Below are 17,063 nucleotides of genomic sequence, written 5' to 3'. Positions count from 1 at the left end.
CCGTCTAGCGTCCCGTAAAGTTGATCTTGCGGGCTTTCTCGTCGTCCCACCACCAGGTCCACAACACGCCGGTGTCGAATTTCGGCGCCCGCTCGGGCTGTCCAAACAAATCCCAATAGGCGAAGCGATGCACGGGATTGTACCAATGCGGAATCCAGTAGCGCTGGGCGCGCAGCGCGCGATCGAGCGCCCGGCAGCAAATGATGAGCTCATCGCGGGTTTGCGCCTGTAGCGCCTTTTCGACCAGCGCGTCGATCGCCGGATTGGCGACGCCCGCGAGATTGCGCGAACCGGGAACATTGGCGGTCTTCGAGCTGAAATAGGCGCGAAGCTCCTCGCCCGGATTCCAAGCCATCATCAGCACGTCGTGGACGATATCGAAATCGAAGTCCTCGAGACGCTGCTTATATTGCGCGGCGTCGACGACGCGGATGCGCGCGGTGACGCCGAGTAGCTTCAAATTCTTGATGAACGGCTGCGTATGGCGCTCGAACACGTTGGAGTTGTCGAGAAACTCGAATTCGAGCGGCGTCCCGTCAGGCAGGCGCAAGACGCCGTCCTGACGCGTGCAGCCGGCGGCGACAAAAAGATCATTGGCCTTTTTGAGCAGAACGCGGTCCTGACCGGTGCCGTCGGAGACCGGAGCGACAAAGGGTTCGCCAAACACTTCGGCGGGAAGCTCGGCGCGATAGGGTTCGAGCAGCGCCTTTTCCTGTTCGCTCGGCAGCCCCTTGGCTTCAAGGTCGGAATTTTCGAAATAGGATGAGATGCGCTTATAGGCGTCATACATCAGATTGCGGCTGGTCCATTCATAGTCGAAGGCGTAGCCGATCGCTTCGCGCACGCGCGGGTCGCTGAATTTCTTTCGGCGCGTGTTGAAGAACCAGCCCTGAATCTGCGGGATGTTGTTGTTGGGCGTCGTCGTGCGCTTGACCCGTCCTTCCTTGAAGGCGGGAAAGTCATAGCCCGTCGCCCAGACGCGGGCGATGTTTTCTTCGCGCTCGGTGAAGGCGCCGGCCTTGAACGCCTCGAAGGCCACCTGACTGTCGCCGAAATATTCGAAGCGAATAACGTCGAAATTGCCTTGGCCGAGCGCGATCGGCAAATCCTTCGCCCAATAGTCTGGATTGCGATGATAGGCGATGTAGCGGCCTTGCTCGAAGGCTCCGACTTTGTAGGGTCCAGAACCGAGCGGCGGCTCCAGCGTGGTCGCCTCGAAGTCGCGGTCCTTGTAATAAGCGCGTGAGAAGATCGGCTGGCCGACGACGCTTACCGGCAGATCGCGCGTTCGGCCGGGCGCGAAACGCACGACCAGAACGTCGTCCGCCTCGGCTTCGGCGCTGTCGAGATCGCGCAGCATCTGGCTGATGACGGGATGGCCCTTGCTCTTGAGAATGTTGAGCGAAAAGGCCGCGTCATGCGCGGTGAGCGGCGAACCATCCTGGAAGCGCGCCTCTTTACGCAGAAGGAACGCATAGGTGAGTTTGTCGGGCGAGATGCGCACCTTTTTGGCGACGAGACCGTAATAGGCGTCGCGCTCGTCGAGGCTCTGGTTCATCAGACTGTCGAAGACGAGCGACATGCCCGTCGCCGGATTGCCTCGCAACACATAGGCGTTGAAACTGTCGTAAGTTGGGCTCGCAGGCGACAGCGCCAAGGTTCCGCCCTTGGGGGCCTGCGGATTGACATAGCCGAAATGTTTGAAGTCGGCGGGTTCGCCGAGGTCGCCGAAGGTCGAGAGGCCATGGCTCTCAATCTCGCCTTTGGCGAGGGAGCCGAAACGGGCGGCAGGCGCTCCAGATTTGGCCAGGACGCGCGGAGCGACCAGGGCGGCGGCGCCGGCGCCGATGATAGAACGGCGAGAGAGACGAATGCGCGTTAGATCGACGATTTTGGAATGAGCCAAAAGTGACCTCGGGTGGAGGGGGCGGGCGCCGCCGCCGGCGAGCCGCATTATGTCGGTTTTTGCCGGCTTCGCCAGCGGCCCTTTTTGAGCTCAGAGGCCGCTTCGGCCATTCTAGCAAAATGCGCGAGAAGCGCGCCAGAGGACTGAGTAAATGACCGACATTAACCTTGGCCTTCGCGAGCGGGGCTTCATCGGCGGTATATGGGTCGGCGCGGACAGCGGCGCAACCTTCGCCGTGAACAATCCCGCCACCGGCGCGGTTCTCGGCCAGGTTCCCGACATGGGCGTCTCAGAGACGCGACGGGCGATCGAGTCTTGCGCGCGGGCGCTGCCGGGCTGGCGCGATGGCGCCGCCAAGGAACGGGCGCGGATCATGCGCCGCTGGTTCGAACTGATCATGGTCGATCAGGAGCGGTTGGCGCGAATCATCACCGCAGAAATGGGCAAGCCGCTCGCCGAGGCGCGCGGCGAAATCGCCTATTCGGCGAGTTTCATCGAATGGTTCGCGGAAGAAGGGCGGCGCATCTACGGCGACGTGATCCCAGGGCCGACGGACCGGCGCATCCTTGTGTTCAAACAGGCGATCGGCGTCACGGCGGCGATCACGCCATGGAACTTTCCCTCGGCCATGTTTGCGCGAAAGGTCGGCGCCGCGCTCGGCGCCGGCTGCACGATGGTCGTTAAGCCCGCCGAGCTGACGCCATTTTCGGCGCTGGCGCTCGCCGAGCTTGCTGAACGCGCCGGCGTTCCATCGGGCGTGATCAATGTGGTGACGGCGCAAGACCCTGCGCCGGTCGGGCTCGAATTCACGCAAAATCCGCTGGTGCGCAAACTGACCTTCACCGGCTCGACCGAAGTCGGCAGAATTTTGCTGCGACAGGCGGCCGAGAACATTCAGAAATGCTCGATGGAGCTTGGCGGCAACGCGCCGCTCATCATCTTCGAGGACGCCGATCTCGATCGCGCCGTCGAAGGCGCCATCGCCACGAAATATCGCAACAGCGGACAGACTTGCGTTTCAGCCAATCGCTTGCTCATTCACTCTTCGATCATTGACTCCTTCGCTAAAAAGCTCGCAGCGGCGGCTGGCGCGCTGAAGGTCGGCGAAGGGACGCAGGAAGGTGTCGCGATCGGGCCGCTGATCGAAGCGGCGGCGGTGGAAAAAGTCGAGCGTCACGTCGCTGACGCCATCGCCCATGGCGCGAAGGTGCTCACCGGTGGCGGTCGTCATGCGCTCGGCGGTTCTTTCTTTCAGCCGACGGTCCTGGCGAATGTGCCGCCCGACGCGCTGATCTTCAATGAGGAGACCTTCGGGCCAGTCGCGCCGCTGATCTCATTCGAAACGGAGGCCGAGGCGGTGCGTCTCGCCAACGCGACACCCTACGGTCTCGCTGCTTATTTTTACAGTCGCGACGTCGCCCGCTGCATACGTGTCGCCGAGCGATTGGAATTTGGCATGGTCGGCGTCAACGAAACGTTGATCTCGACCGAAGTCGCGCCGTTTGGCGGCGTCAAACACTCGGGCCTCGGGCGCGAAGGTTCGCGCTACGGCGTCGATGATTATGTCGAGATCAAATATGTCTGCCTTGGCGGACTATGATGCGAATTACGGTTGAACTGATTGGATGTCATTCCCGACGCACGCTCGGGAATCTAGAGCCACAACAAGCGTTCTTGGATTGGCCTTTAATTCCCGGTCAGGCCTTCGGCCTGCCGGGAATGACAACCCCCAAGCGAACCGATCATCCGGAATTCATATGATCACTCGACTTTGATGCGGCCGTCGATGACGGGCGCGATCGCGCCGGATTTTTCAATCGCGTCGGCGATGACATTCGCCAGCAGCGGAGCTTCAAGTTCGCCGACGAGCGGCTTGCCGCGGGTCAGCGCGAGATAGCCGTCCTTGCCGCGCGCCAGGAAGTCGATCGTCGCAATCTTATAGCGCTTGGCGTCGTCGAGCGGCGCGCCGCCGATCTCGATCGACACCAGCCGCGAGCCCGGAACCGCGTCGCGCCGTACGAGGATGCGGGCGCCGGAAATTTGAGCGAAGCGGCCGGCGTCCTTGTCGATCAGCCACACGCCATTCTCTAAAGCGGCGCGCAGATCGGCGCCTAAAAGCTCGAGAGTCACCAGCTGATTGTTAAACGGCAGTTCCCTGACGATATCCTTGCGCGTCAGCTTCGTTCCGGCCGCATAGAGTCGATTGCCGCGAATGCCGCCGCCGTTGACGATCGCGACGTCGGCGCCAGTGACGGCGCGCATCGTGTCGGCGAAATAGTCGCCGATCGCGGTTTCTTCGCCGCGCACGCTCGCCTTTCGGCTGTCGAGTGGCGTCTTGGTGACGCCGATATCGACGTCCAGCGCCTTGTCGATCTCGGCCTGATATTGCGTAACGCGCGCCGCGATCGCCGCGTCGGGCGTAACGTCGGCGGTGTCGACGACGCGAAATCTCGGCGTCCAACGTTTTACGCCGTCATTGGCGATACGCATCTCGACATCGATCGCCACGAGATTGACGCCGTCCGCTTGGGTCTCGCCGATCGCGGCGCGCCCGTCATAGGCGACCAGAAGGTTGTGGTCATGGCCCGAGAGAACAATGTCGATCGGGCCGAGCTTCATCAGCCGCAGATCATCCTGCCACTCCGAATGGGTGATGACGACGACGAGATCGGCGCCGGCGTCGCGTAGCGACTGTGCCTGGCGCTTGGCCGTCTCGATCGCGGGCAGAAGCTTCAAGGTTCCGGGACTGGAGCGTCTCGCCGCCTCGTCATCGGTCAGGCCGAAGACGCCGACTTTCACGCCCTCGACATCGATGATCTTGCTGTCGGCGAAGCCGGGCAGGGGCTGGCCGGTGGCGTCGCGCAGATTCGCCGCGAGCAGCGCGAAATTCGCTTCGCCCATGCGCTGCCGGAAAATCGCTTCGCCGAAATCGAATTCGTGATTGCCCGGCGTGAACAGGTCAAGGCCGACACGATTGAGAAGGTCGACGATATGCGCGCCCTTGTCGACGCTCGAGGTGAGCGAAGGCGACAGCGTGTCGCCTGCATGGGCGACGATCACGTTCTTGGCTCTCGCGCGCTCGGCCTTGAGCGCGCCCGATATGCGGGCGAAGCCGCCGCGCCCGTCCCGTTCCGCCATCTCATAGATGTCGCTGAAGACGACGAAGGTGAGATTGACAATGCGCTCGGCGGCGCGCGCGGGGAGGGGGAAAGCAAATCCGACGACCGCGGCAATAAGGACAGCACGTCCAAAATGTCGAAACATCTACCGTCGCCCATCTGGAAAATTCGAAGGACGCGTATGTTGCCGCCCCTTGATGACGAGGGCAATACGTCCATGGCGCGCGCTAACCCTTTCCCAGGGGGAGAAGGTGGTCGCGGAGCGACCGGGAGAGGGGCGACCATTTTGGAAGGGCGCAATCCCTCATCCGACCCCGCTTCGCGGGGCCACCTTCTCCCGATGGGAGAAGGATGCGCGCCCCGGCGCGCGCGGCTTGGACACGAACACAAAATGAAACGGCGCCCGTGGGCGCCGTTTCGCGTCGTGCCAGGAGATGAAGCTTAGTAGTTGTAAGCGCGCTCGCCGTGATCGGTGATGTCGAGGCCTTCGCGCTCCTGATCGGGCGTGGGCCGCAGACCGATGATCACATCGACAATCTTGAAGAGGATCGCCGAACCGACGCCCGACCACAAAAGAGTCGCAATGACGGCGGTCCCCTGCGCCTTCATCTGCGCAACCATGTCGTAGGTTCCGGCGAAGGTTTCGAGATTGGTGTAGTCGGTGATGCCGACGCCGCCGAGATCGGGATTGACCAGAATGCCGGTCGCCAGCGCGCCGGTGATGCCGCCGATGCAGTGCACGCCGAACACGTCGAGCGCGTCGTCATAGCCGGCGAGCTTCTTCACGAAATCGACGAAGAACAGGCAGATCGGCGAGACCGCGAAGCCGAGCACGATCGCGCCGACCGGTCCGGCGTAGCCCGACGCCGGCGTCACCGCGACGAGGCCGGCGACTGCGCCGGTGATCAGGCCCAGCATCGAAGGTTTGCCCTTCACCAGCCATTCGACGATCATCCAGGACAGCGCCGCGGCCGCCGTCGCCACCATGGTGTTGACGAAGGCGAGCGCCGTCACGCCGTTCGCTTCCAGGTTCGATCCGGCGTTGAAGCCGAACCAGCCGACCCACAGCAGCGAGGCGCCGACCATCGACAGGGTGAGCGAATGCGGCGGCAGCGCTTCCTTGCCGAAGCCGATGCGCTTGCCGACGATGATCGCGCCGACGAGACCGGCGATTCCGGCGTTGATATGCACCACCGTGCCGCCCGCGAAGTCCAGCGCGCCCTTGCCGGCGAGCCAGCCGACGGCGGCGTTGATCTCGTCGATCTTGGCCTGCGCGGCCGCTTTCGCAGCCTCGTCGCCGGCCGCGGCGAGTTGCGTCGCGGCGTCGACCAGCGCGTTCGGATCGGCGACGCCCCACACCCAATGGGCAATCGGGAAGTAGACGACCGTCACCCAGAAGGCGACGAAGAGCAGCACGGCGGAGAATTTCATGCGCTCGGCGAAGGCGCCGATGATCAGCGCCGGGGTGATCATTGCGAAGGTCATCTGGAAGACGAAATAGGCGTATTCCGGAATGACGTGCCCCGGCGTGAAGGTCGCCGCGTTGGAGGAGGCCGTAACGCCCTTGAGGAACAGCTTATTGAAGCCGCCGATATAGCTGCTCAGCGCGCCGCCGTCGCCAAATGAGAGTGAATAGCCATAGATCGTCCAGATCACGCCGACGAGCGCGACGATCGCGAAGGTTTGCGACAGGATCGACAGCATGTTCTTGGCGCGCACCAGGCCGCCGTAGAACAGCGCCAGGCCGGGGATCGACATCATCAGCACCAGCGCCGATGAGGTGAGCATCCAGGCGGTGTCGCCGGGATTGGGCGTCGGGTCGTTCGCGGCGAAGGCTGGAAACGCCAGCAAGGCTGAAATCGCCGTTCCCGCAATGACCGAAGCGATCGAAGCGCTTCGAGGCGAAGGAAGTTTCATGTGTCAGAGCTCCTGAAGTTGCGCGGAGGCGATCAAAGCGCGTCGGCGTCGGTTTCGCCGGTGCGGATGCGGATGGCGCGCTCGAGCGGCGTGACGAAAATCTTTCCGTCGCCGATCTGTCCGGTGCGCGCGGTGTTGGAGATTGCCTGGATCACCTGATCGATCATCGCCGCGTCGACGGCGACTTCGATTTTGAGCTTTGGCAGGAAACTGATCGCATATTCGGCGCCGCGATAGATTTCCGTATGTCCCTTCTGGCGTCCGTAGCCCTTGACTTCAGTCACGGTAAGGCCGTGCACGCCGATGTTGGTCAGCGCGTCGCGGACCTCATCGAGCTTGAACGGCTTGATGATCGCTGTCACGATTTTCATCTGCCAATCCTGTTGTTGTCGACCTCGCTGGCGAGCGTCGCTCGTTTGACGGCGGCGTCTTGGTCGCGGGCTCGCGGGGAGGACGCCGCCGCGTCGGCGACGGGAAGCTTTCAAATGGCGTGCCAGCCGCGCTGACGCCTACAGTCCTCGATCGGCGGGCCCGATGGCCGGGATGAGCGCGCCGGCGCGCGCGTCAAGGTTCGGCTATGCCCCTTGCGGGCCTCCGCAAAAGCCTTGCTGTCAGCGGCCGCGACGCTCATTTGCGCGCGTTCCGCTCAAGGCGCCCGATGAATCAGATGGCGCCTATAATTTACGCATTTTTGCAGGTGGCGCCTTAACGACAGGCAGATGCTGACGATCAGAGGGCGCCACGTTGGCGCACCAGCCCTTCCTGGCTCACCGAGGCGACGAGCCGTCCTTCGCGGGTGAATATCTGGCCGCGCGTGAGCGCCCGCGCGCCGCCCGCCCACGGGCTTTTCTGGGCGTAGAGCAACCATTGGTCGACGCGCGGCGTCTCGTGAATCCACAGGGCGTGATCGAGGCTCGCGACTTGAATCTGGGGGTCGAAAATCGTCAGCCCATGAACCAGCAGCGCCGTATTGAGCAGGGTCATGTCGGACAGATAGGCGAGCAGCGCATGGTGGAGGGCGGGGTCGTCGGGCAGGGCGCCGCGCACGCGAAACCAGATCATCTGACCGGCGGCGCGGCGTTCCGGAAAAAACACGTCGTCCGGCGCGACGACGCGCATGTCGAGCGCGCTTCGCCGCTTGAGCCAGCTTTCGATCTGCTCCGGCAGGAAAGCGCGAAAGCGCTCGACCAGCGCGTGAACGTCGTCGAGGCTTTCCGGGTCCGGCGCGTCCGGCATCTCATCGGCGTGCGCGAAACCCTGTTCGCGGCGCTGAAACGACGCCTCCATCGTAAAGATCGTCTGACCGCGCTGGGTCGCATTGCAGCGCCGCGTCGTGAAGCTCTTGCCGTCGCGCACGCGCTCGACGGCGAAGTCGATTGGCGTCGCCGGATCGCCGGCGAGGACGAAATAGCCGTGCAGCGAATGAACTGGTCGGTCCGCCGGCACGGTGCGCGTCGCCGCGACAAGGGCTTGCGCGACGGCCTGTCCGCCATAGACTTGGCGTCCTGAAGGGATTGGGCTGAAGCCGCGGAAGAGATCTCGTTCGATCTCTTCGAGGTCGAGAAGCGCCAGAAGCGCGGAAGGCGCGGTTTCGTCCATCGCGGACGATTGGGTCAGTCGATCTGACGCGCCTCTTCCGGCAGCATGATCGGAATCCCGTCGCGGATCGGATAGGCGAGCCGCGCCGAGCGCGAGATCAATTCTTGTCGCGCGCTGTCATATTCGAGCGTGGTCTTGGTCAGCGGGCAGACCAGGATTTCGAGCAGGCGCGGATCGATCCGCGTCGGCTCCGCTGCGGATTCGAATTTTTCGGCGCCGGAATCGCGTTCATCGGTCATCTTGATCAAATTCCTTCAATGCCATTGCGTCCGGCCGACATTTCGCTGCGCGAGATCGAGCTTGGCGAGCGCGACGAGCGTTTCCGCGCGGGTCTTCAAATCAATCGCTTCGACGAGCGCCTGCTTATCGTTCGCGCCGAACGGACACATCATCGCCAACGCATTGACGAGCGTTTCCGTCGGCGCTGCGTCGATGCTCGCCCAGTCGACCTCAAGTTTCGAACATTCGGCGAAGTTGCGCAACATCGATACCATGCTCTCGCGGTCGACCGCGGCGGCGCCAGCCCCCGTCAGTAGATCCTCGGAGAATTCGTCATAAATGACCCGACACTGCCGGTAGGGCGTTTGGACCTCAAGCTCATCGAGGACACGAAAGCGCGATACGCCGGTCAGGGTGATGAGATAGCGGCCGTCGCCGGTCTCGGCGAAACGGGTGAGGCGTCCGGCGCAGCCAATGTCATAGAGCTGAGTCCTCTCGGCCGATGCGTCATCGCCCAGCATCGGCTGAATCATGCCGATCAGGCGGGCGCCGGCGATCGAATCGTCGACCATCGCGAGATAGCGCGGCTCGAAGACATTGAGCGGCAACTCGCCGCGTGGCAGCAAGATCGCGCCCGAAAGCGGAAAGAGCGGCAGAATTTCCGGCAGTTCGCCGACATCCGCATAGGGACGGTTCAGACTCATCTTGGCGAACGCCTCCTATGAATAGAGCAGCGCGGACAGCCGCCGCCGCGCGGTCACGGCCGCCTTGTCCATCGGATCCCATGCCTCGAAAAACTGGATGAGCTGCTTTCTTGCCCCATCGTCATTCCAACTACGGTCGCGCCGGATGATTTCAAGCAGCGCATTCGCAGCTTCCTCGCGCAGGCCCTTGGCGTTGAGCGCGAGCGCAAGATCGAAATGGGCCTGAAGGTCGTCTGGATCTGACGTGATGCGCGTTCTCAGTTCGTCGATTTCGCCGAGGTCTTGAGCTTGCTCCGCGTTCTGTAGCGCCGCCGCGGCGGCGGCGACATCGGTGTCGCGGCGCGCCGCTTCAGGAAGCGCGTCGAGGACCGCTCGCGCGTCATCGAACCGCGCCGTATCGACGTAGAGACGCAAAAGAGCCGCGGCGGCCTTGACGTTGGGCGGCTCGCCGCCGGCCAGTTCGCCAAGCAGCGATTCCGCCCCCGCGAGATCGCCGTCGGCGATCATCGCCTGCGCCGCTTCCAGGGCGTCGCCCTCAACCTCGATCGGGCCGACGAGCCGCTCCATAAAGCCCTTGATCTGACTTTCCGGCAGCGCGCCGACGAAGCCGTCGACGGGCCGCCCGCGTTGAAAGGCGACGACCGCCGGGATCGACTTAATGCCGAGCTGATCGGCGATCAGCGGATCGGCGTCGATGTTCATTTTGACAAGGCTGATCTTGCCGCCGGTCGCGGCGACCAGACGTTCGATGACCGGCGCGAGCTGGCGGCAGGGTCCGCACCATGGCGCCCAGAAATCCACGAGCACGATTTGCCGCATCGATGGGTCGAGAACATCGGCGCGGAACCGTTCCGTCGTCGTTTCCGCTGGCGTCGTTGTCGCGCCAGTCATTCTCGCCGTCTCAACCATGCGCTTTTCCCCTTGTCGCCATCATCGCCGTCTGATTTCGGAGGCTTTGGCCTTCGCGGAGACCTAGCGCCGCGCCCGGACGAAGGTCAGATAGACCGGATTTCGTCCTTCGGCCATGGCTTTGGCTTCATATTTGGTTCGGGTCCAGCCTGGCCAGGGCGCCAACCAGTCCTCGGCGCGGCGTGCGCGCCACGAGAAGGCGGGGCAGGCGCGCAGACGCGCCAGAGTCCAGGCGGCATAATCGTCGATATCCGTCGCAAAGCGCAGCTCGGCGCTCGTATGCATCACGCGCGCCAGACGATCGAGATTATCGCGCGCAATGAAGCGCCGTTTGCGATGGCGCCGTTTCGGCCAGGGATCGGGGTAGAAGAGATAGACGCGCGCCAGGCTGTCGTCCGGCAGCCAGTCGAGCACGTCGGCGGCGTCGCCCTGATGCAGCCGGATATTCGTCAGGCCGCGTTCCTCGATGCGGGCGAGCAGCTTCGCCACGCCATTGATGAAGGGTTCGCAGCCGATAAAATCGATATGGCGATTTTCAGCGGCGGCCGCGATCAAATGCTCGCCGCCGCCAAATCCGATTTCGAGATGGGTTTCTCGCACCAGCGAAGGCGCCGGCTGTGAAAGGTCCAGAGACAGGCGCGGCAGAAGCTGCTCGATCAGCTCCGCCTGATGCTTTCGAAGCGCCTTGCCTTTGGAGCGGCCGTAGAGTCGCGCGTGGGGCCTTCGCTGCGGAGAATTTTTGTTCATAAGCGCCGATCGGCCGCGCCCATTTGACCTCTCGCAGCGCGGGTGCTCGGACCGTCTCACGACGGACAAAAGGTCTCCGCGCCGCGTGGGTGAAAACCCGTTGCGGCAGGCCGAAATTACGCGAAATGCGATTTCAACTGGTCGACGAGATCGGTCTTTTCCCAGGAGAAGCCGCCGTCAGCATCCGGCGTGCGGCCAAAATGTCCATAGGCCGAGGTGCGGGCGTAGATCGGCCGGTTGAGCTGAAGATGCTCGCGGATGCCGCGCGGCGAAAGGCGCACGAGCTGCGGCAGCACCTCCTCCACCTTCTCTTCGCAAACATTGCCGGTGCCGTGCAGATCGACATAGATCGACAGCGGCTCGGCGACGCCGATCGCGTAGGACAGCTGCAGCGTGCAACGATCGGCAAGACCGGCCGCGACGATGTTCTTGGCGAGATAGCGGGCGGCGTAAGCGGCCGAACGGTCGACCTTGGTCGGATCCTTGCCGGAGAAGGCGCCGCCGCCATGGGGCGCGGCGCCGCCATAGGTGTCGACGATGATTTTGCGCCCCGTGAGGCCGGCGTCGCCATCGGGGCCGCCGATGAAGAATTTGCCGGTCGGATTGACATGCCAGACGGTCGCGTTGGTGATCCAGCCGTCGGGCAGCGCGGCGCGGATATAGGGCTCCGCCAGATTGCGAATGTCGGCGGGCGACAGGGTCTCGTCGACATGCTGATGCGACAGGACGATCTGCGTCGCCTCCACCGGCTTGCCGTCGGCGTAGCGAACCGTCACCTGGCTCTTGGCGTCGGGGCCCAGGCCCTTTTCCTTGCCGCTGTGGCGCGCCTTCGCGAGCTCTTCGAGAATCTTGTGCGAATAATAGAGCGGGGCCGGCATCAGTTCGGGCGTTTCGCGCACCGCATAGCCGAACATGATGCCCTGGTCGCCGGCGCCCTCGTCCTTGTTGCCGGCGGCGTCGACGCCCTGCGCGATGTCGACAGACTGCTCGTGCAGGAGCACTTCGACGTTGGCGGTGTTCCAGTGGAAGCCGCGCTGCTCATAGCCGATGTCGCGTATGGCGTTGCGCGCGATGTCGATGATGCGGTCGAAGGATATATGCGGTCCGCGCACTTCTCCGGCAATGACCACCCGGTTCGTCGTCGCGAGCGTCTCGGCGGCGACGCGAATCGCGTAAGGGTCAATGCCGGCCTTCGGGCCCTCGCGGAAAAATTCGTCGACGATTTCATCGGAGATGCGGTCACACACCTTGTCGGGGTGGCCTTCGGATACGGACTCGCTCGTGAAAAGATAATTCTTCCGGGTCACTTCCATATCTCCGATGGCTTCGAGGAAGAGTCGAAAACTGCTCAGGCAGGCGGGTTCATCTGCCAGCGCCCGTTCGGTGCGTCAAGCTGAAAAGCCCAAGTCGTTCGTTTTAGAGAACGGCGTTCTACTGCCCCGCGTGTTCTGACAGTTCGGCGAGCGCCGTGACGAGATCGAGCACGCGCTTGCGCACTTTGGGGTCGCGGATGCGGGCGAAAGCGCGATTGAGATGCAGCCCTTCCGCCGTCGACAGAAAGTCGACGACATATTGCGACGAGGATTCCTCGGCGAATCCGTCCGTCGGCGCGGTCGACCCGCCCGCCGGCGCGCCCTCGAAAAAAAAGGAGGGCGGGACCTTCAAAGTCTTCGAAATCTGCTGCAGGCGGCTCGCGCCGATACGATTGGCGCCTTTTTCGTATTTCTGCACCTGCTGAAAGGTGATCCCCAGCGCCTCGCCAAGCTTCTCCTGACTCATTTTTAGGAGAATACGCTGCATGCGCACGCGGCTGCCGACGTGGCGATCGATCGGATCTGGCGCCTTCTTCAACTCTGTCGCCTCCCGCTCGCTTGTAGCCGACTCCTTGCCGAGCGCGCAAGCGACATTGCAGCATGTCAATGAATTTCAATAAAGATCTGATTTGAAATCGATCGCGGATCGAAATTTTCGACCCGGGCGGTTGATCCCGCCGGGCCGGCTGGAGCGGACGGTCAGACTCGCAGGAACGAAGGCGCGCTCCCGGCAGGCGGCGATGGCCGCCGACCGGCGACCCCGATCAACGCCAGCGCCGTCGCCAGTGCAAGCAGCGCCGGGAAGGCCCATGCGCCATAGGCGGCGAAGACGGTCGGCGCCGCTTCCTTGGGCAGACGCCCGTCGATAACGCCTTCCTCGCCGAGCGGCAGCGACTGTAGGATGCGTCCATAGGGGTCGATGATCGCCGAAACGCCGGTATTGGCGACCCGGATCATCGGCAGACCTTCCTCGATCGCGCGCAGGCGCGCCTGCGCCATATGCTGGTATGGTCCGGTCGTCAGGCCAAACCATCCGTCATTGGTGACGTTGAGGAACAGCCGCGGCCGTTCGGCGCCAGGCTCGACCGCTTCGCCGGAAAAAATCGCCTCATAGCAGATCAGCGGCGCGATCGGCGGCAGGCCGGGCGCGGCGAGCAGGCGCGGACCGGCGCCGCGGTCCCATATGCCGGGAACGAGCTGGTTGATTCCGAGCGGGCGCAGCCATTGATCGAGCGGCAAATATTCGCCAAAGGGCACAAGATGAATCTTGTCGTAGAAGGCGACGATCGTCTCTCCGCGCAGCGCTTCGATCGAATTGAAAATCCTGCCGCGGCGTCCGTCGCCATAGCCTTCGGCCCGGGCGGCGCCGGTCAGAAGCACGCTCCCGTTAAGAGCGCGCGCGATCGCCGCCAGCGCCTGGGGCTTTTGCGAAATAATGTAGGGAAACGCCGATTCAGGCCAGATGAGATGGGTGACTCCGGCAAGTCCTAGGGGACGTTCGTTCGTCGCGCGTTCCGAAAGGGCGAGATAGCGGCGCAGGATGTTTTCGCCGTTTTCCGGACGAAATTTCGCGTCCTGAGGAAGATTGGGCTGCATCAGCCGCAACGTCACGCCGTCGACATATTGCGTCGGGTTGGCGCCGAGCCGGACGGCGCCATAGGCGAGCATTAGTAGAGCGAGAACGGTCGCCGCCAGCAGCGTTCCGCTGATCCGGCGCGCGCCGTCTGGCGCACGATCGACGAGCGTCGCGGGCGCGGCGAATATCACGATTGCGATAATGTCGAGTCCGTGCAGGCCGACGAGCGAGGCGGTCTGCGCCAGCGGTCCGGCGCCGGCAAGGGCCATGCCGAAATCGTTCCAGGGGAAGCCGGTGAACAGATGACCGCGCATCCATTCCGCCGCGCCGAGCCCCGCCGCGAGCGCGAAGACGCGCAAGCCTCCCCGCGACCATAGGATGCGCGCCGCTGCGAATCCGGCGGCCGAAAAGAGCGCGAGGACGGCCGGCAGTCCGAAGACCGCGAGGGGCAGGGCCCAGGCGAATTGGTCGGCCTCCACCAGCATCGCGGCGCCCATCCACCAGAGGCCCGCCACGAAATAGCCGAATCCGAGCCACCAGCCGGCGCCGGCGGCGGACAGGATCAGCGCGCGCGCCAGTCGCTTTTCGCTTTCGTCATCCGCCGCGCCGTCGATCAGCCAGACGGCGACGGTCAGGGGGACGAACATCGCTGGAATCACGTCGAATGGCGCCAGCGCCAGCGCGCCTGTCGCGCCGGCAAAGAAGGCGATCGCCCGCCGCGTCCAGCCGCGGGCGAGAATGATACGTCGCGGCAGCGTCGGCGCCGGCGCGTCCGCGACGGCGATCTCGGCAATTTGCGCCATCTCTCGACGTTGTCCCTTCCGAATCGGCTGAGCGACTCTAAAGAGTTTCACGGCGGCGCAAGTCCTGCCTCATTCGCCGTGAAAGCCTGCGTCTCACTCGCACCACATGCGCATCAGGTCGCCGGAATTTTTTACAAGCAGATCGCCGATGTCGTCGCGCCCATGTCGCTGCAGATAGCTTCGATGCGCGAAATTCAGATCGCGGAGAATTTTGCGCTTCATCTCATCGCGGACCCGGCTTTCAATCCAGCCGACGCAAGCCAGCCGGCTGCCGCGGGTAATTTTTTCGACGCGGTGAATGAGGCCGGTCGAATAGATGAAGACGCTGCCGATCTTCGGCTTTAATTTCAGCAGCCCGTTCTCTTGTTCGAGCACCAGCTCTCCGCCATCGTAATTCGTGTGGTCTTCGAGAAAGAGCGTAAAGGATAAATCGCAGCGAAAGCCGTTCATGATCGGCGCGTCGGAATGATTGCCGTAATGCATGCCTTCGTCATAGCGGTTCACCTGCATGGCGGCGATGCGCTTGGGGATCGCGTAAAAGTCGACGCGCTCGTCGCTCATCAACTGATGCGCGATTTCGTTCAAGATCGCATGTCCCTTGGTGTGATCCATTTGTAAATTGTTCTTGGCGCTCGCCGCCATTCCGGTGGCCGTCGCGGCGCCGCCGACAAAAGGCGTGGCGAGAATTCTTTTGCGCAATTCGGCGCAGGCGGCCTCATCGTAAAAGTCCTCGATCAGCTGCAAGGGCGTTCCTTTCGCGCGCAACAGAGCGGGAGACGCCTGCCGGTCGAATGTGACACTTTTATTGCGATGGCGAGGTCAGACGCGCCGACGCACGCGCAGCTTGCCCACACGCCGCGGATCGGCGTCGACGATTTCGAATTCATACGCCTCGACCGGCGTCGCGATGATTTCGCCGCGCATCGGGACGCGGCCGGCGAGCCAGGCGACGAGACCGCCGAGCGTCGTCACTTCGGCCGGCGTATCTTCGAGTCTGAACTCGACTCCGAGCCGCGCCGTCACTTCGTCGAGATCGGCGCGCCCGTCGATGATGAAGTCGCCGTTCTCCAATTCGACGAAACCCGATTCGTCGACGACGTCATGCTCGTCCTCGATGTCGCCGACGATCATCTCCATGATGTCCTCGATGGTGACGAGGCCGTCAGTGCCGCCATATTCGTCGATGACCAGCGCCAGATGGGTGCGCGTCGCCTGCATGCGGATCAACAGATCGAGCGCCGGCATCGAGCGCGGCACGAAGAGCACCGGCTTCAGCAAATTCGCCTCCGACAGCGGCGTGTCGAAGTCGATGCGTTTGGGTTCCGTCGTCGCGGCGCCCTCGCGACGATCCGCGCAGAGCGCGATGTGATTGACGAAGTCGCGGATGTGGATCATCCCGCGCGGGTCGTCGAGCGTATCGGCATAGGCCGGCAGCCGAGAATGGCCGGCGGTGCGAAACAGCTCCAGCGCGTCGCGCAACGTCGCGTCGAGCGAAATGGCGATGATGTCGGCGCGCGGGATCATCGCGTCGTCGACGCGCATGTCATGCAGGCCGAGCACGTTTTTCAACAGCGCCCGCTCATGCGGCGTCACGTCGCCTGGCGCCTCCTCCAGCCGGTCCTCAATGTCCTCACGCATCGAGACCGGCGCAAAACCAAGAAACCCGCGCAGCCTATCGACGAGGCTCGGGCGCGGCGCGTCGCCAGCGCGTCTTAATGCAATAGGGTCGTCGGCGTTATCGTATCGCGTCGACATGCGCTTAGTTCAATTCACTCCGCCCGCCGCCGGCCCGTCCGCATATGGATCGGAAAATCCAAGCGCCGTCGCGATTTTTCGCTCCAGCGCCTCCATCCGCTCGGCTTCGGCGGCGGTCTCGTGATCATATCCGATCAGATGCAGAAATCCATGCGCGACCATATGGGCCGCATGGGCGCGCAAAGACTTGCCCTGCTCCTCCGCCTCGCGTGCGACAGTTTCATAGGCGATGATCACGTCGCCAAGGAGAGGCTTGCGCTCGATCGCGCCAGGGGTCGGAAAAGACAGGACATTCGTTGGCTGGTCCTTGCCGCGCCACTCGGCGTTGAGTGCGCGGATCGCCGCGTCGTCGCAAAATGTGACGCTGACTTCGCATTGCGAAGCAAGAGCGGCGCCGCTGGCTGCGAGACTCTGACGAACGCATTGTTTCGCCAAATCCTTGAGGTCGGCGACCCGCCGCCAGGCGGGCGCCGCGACATTAACCTCGATATCCACG

General features: G+C 63.3%; 16 protein-coding genes. 1 reads left to right on the top strand and 15 read right to left on the bottom strand.

Going from position 1 to position 17,063, the window contains the following annotated elements:
• Positions 1-4: 4 nt before the first annotated feature.
• Positions 5-1,906, bottom strand: coding sequence for an extracellular solute-binding protein (locus tag U1E20_RS12580; protein ID WP_409980960.1), 1,902 nt, complete (start codon positions 1,904-1,906; stop codon positions 5-7).
• A gap of 151 nt (positions 1,907-2,057) precedes the next feature.
• On the opposite strand from U1E20_RS12580, the gene U1E20_RS12575 reads away from it, so the two are divergent.
• On the top strand, positions 2,058-3,506 hold the full coding sequence (locus U1E20_RS12575; RefSeq protein ID WP_409980959.1) for an NAD-dependent succinate-semialdehyde dehydrogenase: 1,449 nt from the start codon (positions 2,058-2,060) through the stop codon (positions 3,504-3,506).
• Positions 3,507-3,667: 161 nt separating this feature from the next.
• Here U1E20_RS12575 and U1E20_RS12570 read toward each other — a convergent pair whose 3' ends face one another.
• The 14 genes from U1E20_RS12570 to ybeY form a co-directional block, all read right to left on the bottom strand.
• Complete coding sequence (locus tag U1E20_RS12570) at positions 3,668-5,170, bottom strand: bifunctional metallophosphatase/5'-nucleotidase (protein ID WP_409980958.1); 1,503 nt, start codon at positions 5,168-5,170, stop codon at positions 3,668-3,670.
• Between the two features lie 296 nt (positions 5,171-5,466).
• Complete coding sequence (locus U1E20_RS12565; RefSeq protein WP_409980957.1) at positions 5,467-6,942, bottom strand: ammonium transporter; 1,476 nt, start codon at positions 6,940-6,942, stop codon at positions 5,467-5,469.
• 32 nt (positions 6,943-6,974) lie between these two features.
• Positions 6,975-7,313 carry a P-II family nitrogen regulator gene (locus U1E20_RS12560; protein WP_409980956.1) on the bottom strand — a complete coding sequence of 113 codons (339 nt, stop codon included), beginning with the start codon at positions 7,311-7,313 and terminating at the stop codon, positions 6,975-6,977.
• Between the two features lie 358 nt (positions 7,314-7,671).
• On the bottom strand, positions 7,672-8,541 hold the full coding sequence (locus U1E20_RS12555) for an acyl-CoA thioesterase (protein WP_409980955.1): 870 nt from the start codon (positions 8,539-8,541) through the stop codon (positions 7,672-7,674).
• A gap of 14 nt (positions 8,542-8,555) precedes the next feature.
• Positions 8,556-8,780 (bottom strand): Trm112 family protein, encoded by a 225-nt coding sequence (locus U1E20_RS12550; RefSeq protein WP_409980954.1) that lies wholly within the window; start codon positions 8,778-8,780, stop codon positions 8,556-8,558.
• A 15-nt stretch (positions 8,781-8,795) separates the two neighbouring features.
• On the bottom strand, positions 8,796-9,464 hold the full coding sequence (locus U1E20_RS12545) for an LON peptidase substrate-binding domain-containing protein (RefSeq protein WP_409980953.1): 669 nt from the start codon (positions 9,462-9,464) through the stop codon (positions 8,796-8,798).
• Between the two features lie 15 nt (positions 9,465-9,479).
• Positions 9,480-10,355, bottom strand: coding sequence for a tetratricopeptide repeat protein (locus U1E20_RS12540; RefSeq protein ID WP_409980952.1), 876 nt, complete (start codon positions 10,353-10,355; stop codon positions 9,480-9,482).
• Between the two features lie 81 nt (positions 10,356-10,436).
• A complete protein-coding gene (gene trmB, locus U1E20_RS12535; RefSeq protein WP_409980951.1) occupies positions 10,437-11,120 on the bottom strand; it encodes a tRNA (guanosine(46)-N7)-methyltransferase TrmB in 684 nt (227 codons plus the stop codon).
• A gap of 116 nt (positions 11,121-11,236) precedes the next feature.
• Positions 11,237-12,427, bottom strand: a complete 1,191-nt coding sequence (gene metK, locus U1E20_RS12530; RefSeq protein ID WP_409980950.1) for a methionine adenosyltransferase — start codon at positions 12,425-12,427, stop codon at positions 11,237-11,239.
• Positions 12,428-12,551: 124 nt separating this feature from the next.
• A complete protein-coding gene (locus tag U1E20_RS12525) occupies positions 12,552-12,971 on the bottom strand; it encodes a helix-turn-helix domain-containing protein (RefSeq protein ID WP_409980949.1) in 420 nt (139 codons plus the stop codon).
• A gap of 161 nt (positions 12,972-13,132) precedes the next feature.
• Positions 13,133-14,812, bottom strand: a complete 1,680-nt coding sequence (gene lnt, locus U1E20_RS12520) for an apolipoprotein N-acyltransferase (protein WP_409980948.1) — start codon at positions 14,810-14,812, stop codon at positions 13,133-13,135.
• A 93-nt stretch (positions 14,813-14,905) separates the two neighbouring features.
• Complete coding sequence (locus tag U1E20_RS12515; protein WP_409980947.1) at positions 14,906-15,556, bottom strand: Fe2+-dependent dioxygenase; 651 nt, start codon at positions 15,554-15,556, stop codon at positions 14,906-14,908.
• Between the two features lie 75 nt (positions 15,557-15,631).
• Positions 15,632-16,567, bottom strand: coding sequence for a hemolysin family protein (locus tag U1E20_RS12510; RefSeq protein ID WP_409980946.1), 936 nt, complete (start codon positions 16,565-16,567; stop codon positions 15,632-15,634).
• A 9-nt stretch (positions 16,568-16,576) separates the two neighbouring features.
• Positions 16,577-17,062, bottom strand: coding sequence for an rRNA maturation RNase YbeY (gene ybeY / locus U1E20_RS12505; protein ID WP_409980945.1), 486 nt, complete (start codon positions 17,060-17,062; stop codon positions 16,577-16,579).
• Position 17,063 lies beyond the last annotated feature (1 nt).

The sequence above is a fragment of the Methylocystis sp. genome, assembly GCF_046349115.1.
Taxonomy (GTDB): domain Bacteria; phylum Pseudomonadota; class Alphaproteobacteria; order Rhizobiales; family Beijerinckiaceae; genus Methylocystis.
This window is presented reverse-complemented; position numbering and strand designations above follow the sequence as displayed.

Coding starts and splice junctions, on each gene's coding strand:
- U1E20_RS12575 (WP_409980959.1), top strand. CDS start 2,058: ATGACCGACATTAACCTTGGCCTTCGCGAGCGGGGCTTCATCGGCGGT.
- U1E20_RS12570 (WP_409980958.1), bottom strand. CDS start 5,170: ATGTTTCGACATTTTGGACGTGCTGTCCTTATTGCCGCGGTCGTCGGA.
- U1E20_RS12565 (WP_409980957.1), bottom strand. CDS start 6,942: ATGAAACTTCCTTCGCCTCGAAGCGCTTCGATCGCTTCGGTCATTGCG.
- U1E20_RS12560 (WP_409980956.1), bottom strand. CDS start 7,313: ATGAAAATCGTGACAGCGATCATCAAGCCGTTCAAGCTCGATGAGGTC.
- U1E20_RS12555 (WP_409980955.1), bottom strand. CDS start 8,541: ATGGACGAAACCGCGCCTTCCGCGCTTCTGGCGCTTCTCGACCTCGAA.
- U1E20_RS12550 (WP_409980954.1), bottom strand. CDS start 8,780: ATGACCGATGAACGCGATTCCGGCGCCGAAAAATTCGAATCCGCAGCG.
- U1E20_RS12545 (WP_409980953.1), bottom strand. CDS start 9,464: ATGAGTCTGAACCGTCCCTATGCGGATGTCGGCGAACTGCCGGAAATT.
- U1E20_RS12540 (WP_409980952.1), bottom strand. CDS start 10,355: ATGACTGGCGCGACAACGACGCCAGCGGAAACGACGACGGAACGGTTC.
- trmB (WP_409980951.1), bottom strand. CDS start 11,120: ATGAACAAAAATTCTCCGCAGCGAAGGCCCCACGCGCGACTCTACGGC.
- lnt (WP_409980948.1), bottom strand. CDS start 14,812: ATGGCGCAAATTGCCGAGATCGCCGTCGCGGACGCGCCGGCGCCGACG.
- U1E20_RS12510 (WP_409980946.1), bottom strand. CDS start 16,567: ATGTCGACGCGATACGATAACGCCGACGACCCTATTGCATTAAGACGC.